Origin of the sequence: Caballeronia sp. (assembly GCF_049581465.1) — a bacterium.
In the GTDB taxonomy this organism is placed as follows: domain Bacteria; phylum Pseudomonadota; class Gammaproteobacteria; order Burkholderiales; family Burkholderiaceae; genus Caballeronia.
Genome location: NZ_JBAUSA010000687.1, coordinates 1 through 4,595 on the forward strand (window position 1 = coordinate 1; position 4,595 = coordinate 4,595).

Annotated in this window: 4 protein-coding genes and 1 pseudogene; 3 read left to right on the plus strand and 2 right to left on the minus strand. The window is 60.7% G+C overall.

What is annotated here, in order from left to right; translation table 11 throughout:
- Together WCA53_RS16920 and tssB are read right to left on the minus strand one after the other, a co-directional pair.
- On the minus strand, positions 1-685 hold a 685-nt coding region (locus tag WCA53_RS16920), incomplete at its 3' end, for a type VI secretion system contractile sheath domain-containing protein (RefSeq protein WP_423912780.1).
- 50 nt (positions 686-735) lie between these two features.
- A complete protein-coding gene (gene tssB, locus WCA53_RS16925; protein WP_423912783.1) occupies positions 736-1,248 on the minus strand; it encodes a type VI secretion system contractile sheath small subunit in 513 nt (170 codons plus the stop codon).
- 452 nt (positions 1,249-1,700) lie between these two features.
- Here tssB and tssK point away from each other — a divergent pair, with 452 nt between their 5' ends.
- The 3 genes and pseudogenes from tssK to WCA53_RS16940 all read left to right on the plus strand — a co-directional run.
- Positions 1,701-3,050 (plus strand): type VI secretion system baseplate subunit TssK, encoded by a 1,350-nt coding sequence (gene tssK / locus WCA53_RS16930; protein ID WP_423912786.1) that lies wholly within the window; start codon positions 1,701-1,703, stop codon positions 3,048-3,050.
- The gene (locus tag WCA53_RS16935) at positions 3,047-3,808 is read left to right on the plus strand and encodes a DotU family type IV/VI secretion system protein (protein WP_423912791.1); all 762 of its coding nucleotides are present in this window, start codon (positions 3,047-3,049) and stop codon (positions 3,806-3,808) included. The genes tssK and WCA53_RS16935 overlap by 4 nt, the downstream gene beginning before the upstream one ends.
- A 23-nt stretch (positions 3,809-3,831) precedes the next feature.
- Positions 3,832-4,595 (plus strand): annotated as a pseudogene (locus WCA53_RS16940) (OmpA family protein); the annotation flags it as partial.

Here is a 4,595-nt window from a genome sequence, read left to right on the forward strand (position 1 = left end):
CAGGGCCGACCGAATCGATGAACGGCATGTGAGCGGCGGCGGCCACCTTCGAGATATTGCGAAGTAGAGCGATATCCTGAGGCGAGTTCTCGAACTCGAAGTCGCTGATCAGCGCGCTGATCGGCTGGCCGCCCGGCGTGTCGTATTCCTCGATGTACGTGAGGCGGTACAGGCCGCTCTGGATGAGCTCGGGCGCATCCTCGAAATCGCGCGCGAGGGCGTCCTTGGACACGTCCAGCACTTCGATGCGGGTATTTGTTCGAAAGTCCGTGCCGCCGACCAGCATCTTGAGGCCGCGCCAGCGTCCTTCCAGCGCCTGAAATCCGGGCGTGTGCATGACGGCGTCAAGCTGACGGCCGATCTGCCGGTCGAGCTGGCCGATGTGAAAGTCAAGCAGCGACTTGTCCAGACGATCGACTGGCTTGCTCGCCTCGCCAACGAGCTTGAGGAAGGCGCTCATCCCGTGCGCCAGCCGCTCGTCGGCCGACGACTCGGAGAGCAGGTCGCCATCGCGGAACGCTTCGAGCGGGCGCGCCACGCTGACGGGCCTCAGGCTGATCTTGCTGCACAGCGATTCATAGACACTGCTGCTGGCGCTAGAGACTTCTGTCGCGGCGTCGAGCACGACGGTCTCGTGCACGCTTGTCTCGTTCCTGCCGCTTTGCGCGGATACATGACTTGGCATAGGGTTCTTTCTCTAGCGTTTTTCTGCATGCGGTAAAGCCGGATCCGGCTTTATGCGTGACCTTCAGGCTGGGTGGCGGCCGTCACGATCTGCGCAAGCTCGCCGCGCAGTTGCTGGGAGAGCACGTTGTCCTTGAGAATTTTTTCGAACTCGTGCCGAAACGCGCTGTTGTCAAGCAGCTTCGACTTCAGGTCGCGCAGCAGATTGCGCATCGTGAGCATGGCCTGCAGTTCGGGGATCTGACGGGCGACCTGTTCGGGTTCAAAGTCCTTCATCGAGTGAAAGCTCAGCGATACCGGAAGCTCGGAACCATTGTCAGCGAGTGTGTTCGCCGCAGCGACATTCAGCTCAGGCGTAAGATCTGATAACACGGCGTCGAAATTATTCTTGTCGATATTGGTCTTTTTGCGCTCAGCCAGAGGCGCCTGCTCCTTGCCTGCGCTGAAGTCTCCGGCAACAAGCAGCTTGAGTGGCAACTCGACCTTCGTCTGAGCGCCGCCCGTGTGCAGATCCAGCGTGATGGACACCCTGGATTTCGGAATTTCTCGCTGAAAACTGTCCACTTAGCAGTCCGTATAAGGTAGGTCAAAGTAGATAACGGGATGCCGCAGAAACGCGTTCATTGCGATGGTGTGTCCGTTTTCATACCATCGCGCGGACCTGTCAAGCGCACTTCGACGACATTTCCAGATGCTCTCGCAGTTGCCGATCCTCATTCGCGCGATCTTTACTGACCGCGTATTAAACATTGCAGTCCTGCATTAAGTCAAAGAGTCTTTGGCTGCGGGAACGTCATAAATTGTCGCTGAAAGTCGTGATCGTTAGCTTCACGACATTTGATTGTCACACCCAGGTTATCTCATAAATAGGCGTTGTTATTTATGAGATAACCTGGGTGCGATGGACAAACAGATACTTCGTATATCGAATCAAATGTTAAGGGTATACGAACGCTACTAAGCGTGTATAGAATCTGCCATCCATAACCTACAACTACACGACATAGACCCTAACCATGCGGATCGACAAACCGCTTTGGCACGACGGCCTCATTCTCAGCCAGCAACACTTCCAGCAGCAGGACCGATGGACTGACTTCGTGCATCGGCAGTTCGCGTCTGCGGCGATCGCCGAACCGTGGGGAACGTGGGGTGTAGGCATTGATGAACAGGCACTAGCCAGCGAACGCCTGAAGCTCTCGGAGCTTAAGCTTCGCTTTCCTGACGGAACACTGATCGACACCTCGGTAAGCGATGCACTGCCGCCCGCGCGGGATCTGACGCAAGGATTGTCGGCGGAAGTGCAGACCGTGGTCGTGCTGGCCGCGTTGCCACTGATGAACGCGACGGGCAGCAACTGCCGCTTCGACGAGACCACGCTCGCCCGTGCGCGACGCTCGTATCGCGAGTTCGTCAAGGTGACGGATCTGAACGGCACCACTGAAACAGAGATCGCCGCAGAACGCCAGGCGGTGCGGCTGCTGTTCGACTTCGAGTCACATGCGGACGACACGGTGTGTGCGATCGCACGTCTCACGCGAGGGACGGGCGGCCAGTTCCAGGTGGATCATCACTATGTGCCGCCTTGCCTGACTCTCGTCGGCCATGTGCTGCATGTCGAGCGTGTCAAACGACTGGCCGACATTCTTCAGGCAAGGAGTGCGGCGCTCGGTGCGCGCAAGAGCGAGCGTATAGACGAGGTGACCGAATACGGCGTAGCGGACGTCTCGCTGTTCTGGCTGCTGCACTCCATTCACACGTATTGGCCGCAACTGCGATTCTTCGCCACGCATCCGAGCCAGCCGCCCGAGCGCCTCTACTCAACACTTGCGCAACTGAGCAGCGTGCTGATGACCTTTTCGACCGCTTCGCAACTCACGGACATCCCGCCCTACGACCATGCGCGCGCCGACGAGGTCTTCACGAAACTTGAGAAGCTGATTCGCGACCTGCTCGACGCCATCATTCCGTCGCGTGTAGTCGCGATCGGGCTCACGCGCAAGAGTGCGACCACCTGGACGGGCCAGTTCCTCGACGAGCGGCTACGCTCCGGCGCCGACTATTACCTGTCGGTCAATGCCGCACTCCCGCCGTTCGAACTGGTAGAGCAAGTGCCAAAGCTGTGCAAGATCGGTGCCCCGGACGACGTCGAGCACATCGTCAATTCCGCGTTGGCCGGCATTCCGCTCAAGGCGGTGCAGCGAGTACCCGCAGCCATCCCGGTGCGCCTGGACAACCACTACTTCGCGCTCGATGCAAAGGATCCCGCCCATGCGCGGATGCTGGCCTCCGGCACCTGCCAGATCTACCTGCCGACGACCATACCCGGGACCTCGCTTGAACTCTATGCGGTGCTGCGATCATGACATCGTTTCTGAACGCTCCGAAGGAGGTCCACCTGGTCGATCGCCAGGCAGGCAGCAATCGCATGATGGTTCCGGGCATGCGGCAGCTGCTGCGCGACACCGCGTTGCTCGTGACGACGCTCTCGCAGGGCGGCAAAGCGGAATCGGTGACGGTGCTGCGCGAGCGTTGCCAGCAATTGATGTCGGCATTTTCCGCCGCACTCGAACAACGCGGTGTGACAGGGGACGTACGCGACGATGCGCTTTATGCGCAATGCGGGCTGCTCGACGAGGTGGCGCTGCGGGCGCTGCCGATGGACGACAAGGATCAGTGGGACGCGCAGCCGCTGCAAGTCCAGCGTTTTGGCAAACATGACGCAGGTGAGCGCGTGTTTAAACGTCTGGCCGAGCGCATGGGCGAGGCCTCACCCAAGGTTGAGTTACTCGAATGCTATGCCGCGATACTCGGGCTTGGCTTCATGGGTCGCTATGCATCGGCCACGGGGGCTTCCTCCGGGGTACGTGAAGGGCAGGGGGAACGCACGGCGCTGATGGTTTCGCTCGACGCCCAATTGGAAAAGCTACGACCGGCTGTAACGCGCGCGTTCATTGTTGATCGAGCGGGCAGCCGCCTGAGGGACCGGTTCTACCGGCTCTCGCCTTGGGCGATTGCGGCACTCGGTTGTGGGGCCGCCGCGCTCGCCTACCTGATCTGGAGCCATGCGCTTGATCTGCAACTCGCGCATCTGGTTCCGGTCGTGTTGCCAGCAAAGCCGTGACGTCTGACCGGCGCTTAGGGTACTTGGTTGGGTACTCAGGGTATCCCGTCCGCACGATGGTGATCTTCGCGGCCGCGTTGTTGATCGCGCTGCTGTTTCTTGTGGGCCCGATCAGCCGTGGCCTGGTGTGGACAGGGGCGGCTGCCATCGCAATTGCAGCCCTCATCCTGTGGGCTTTTCACAGCCGTCAGCTCGCGCGTGTCCGTGAGCAAAGCGCACCTATGCTGAACGCGCTCGGGTCCACGACAGTGGATCTTCCGGTCAGCCTGCGCACGCGCATGCCGCTTGTGATGATCGTCGGCGACGCACTTGCACAACTCTTTGATGGCCGCGATGGTGCAAAGCGACTTGCTCACGTGGGCGATGGTGCGATCTGGTTGCGGGTTGACCGCCCGCGGGATCTGCCAGGGCTCGCGATGGCAGTCAAGCAGTGGCGTGGGGGACGCGCGCCTGATGCCGTTGTGCTTTCGATCGCGCCCGCGTTGCATGCCGGCGAACACGCGCTCGCGCAAATGCTGCGGCTGGCACGTCAGGCGCTGGGCGATGCCTCCCGCATGCTGGGTACCCGGCTCCCAGGCTATGTCGCTGTCTATCAGCGCTTGAGCGCCGCCCAGCGCACGCAAGTGGCGCCGCAGTGGTACGGCGTATCGTCGGCCATACAGCTTGCGGGTACGCAGCGCTTCGAGAGTCCGATCCGCGTCGCAGAAGAGCAAGTCCAGCAGGCTCACGGCGATCCGGTGCCTGCCGCCCGCGCCGCAAGCCTGGCCTCGATTATCGACTGGACGCA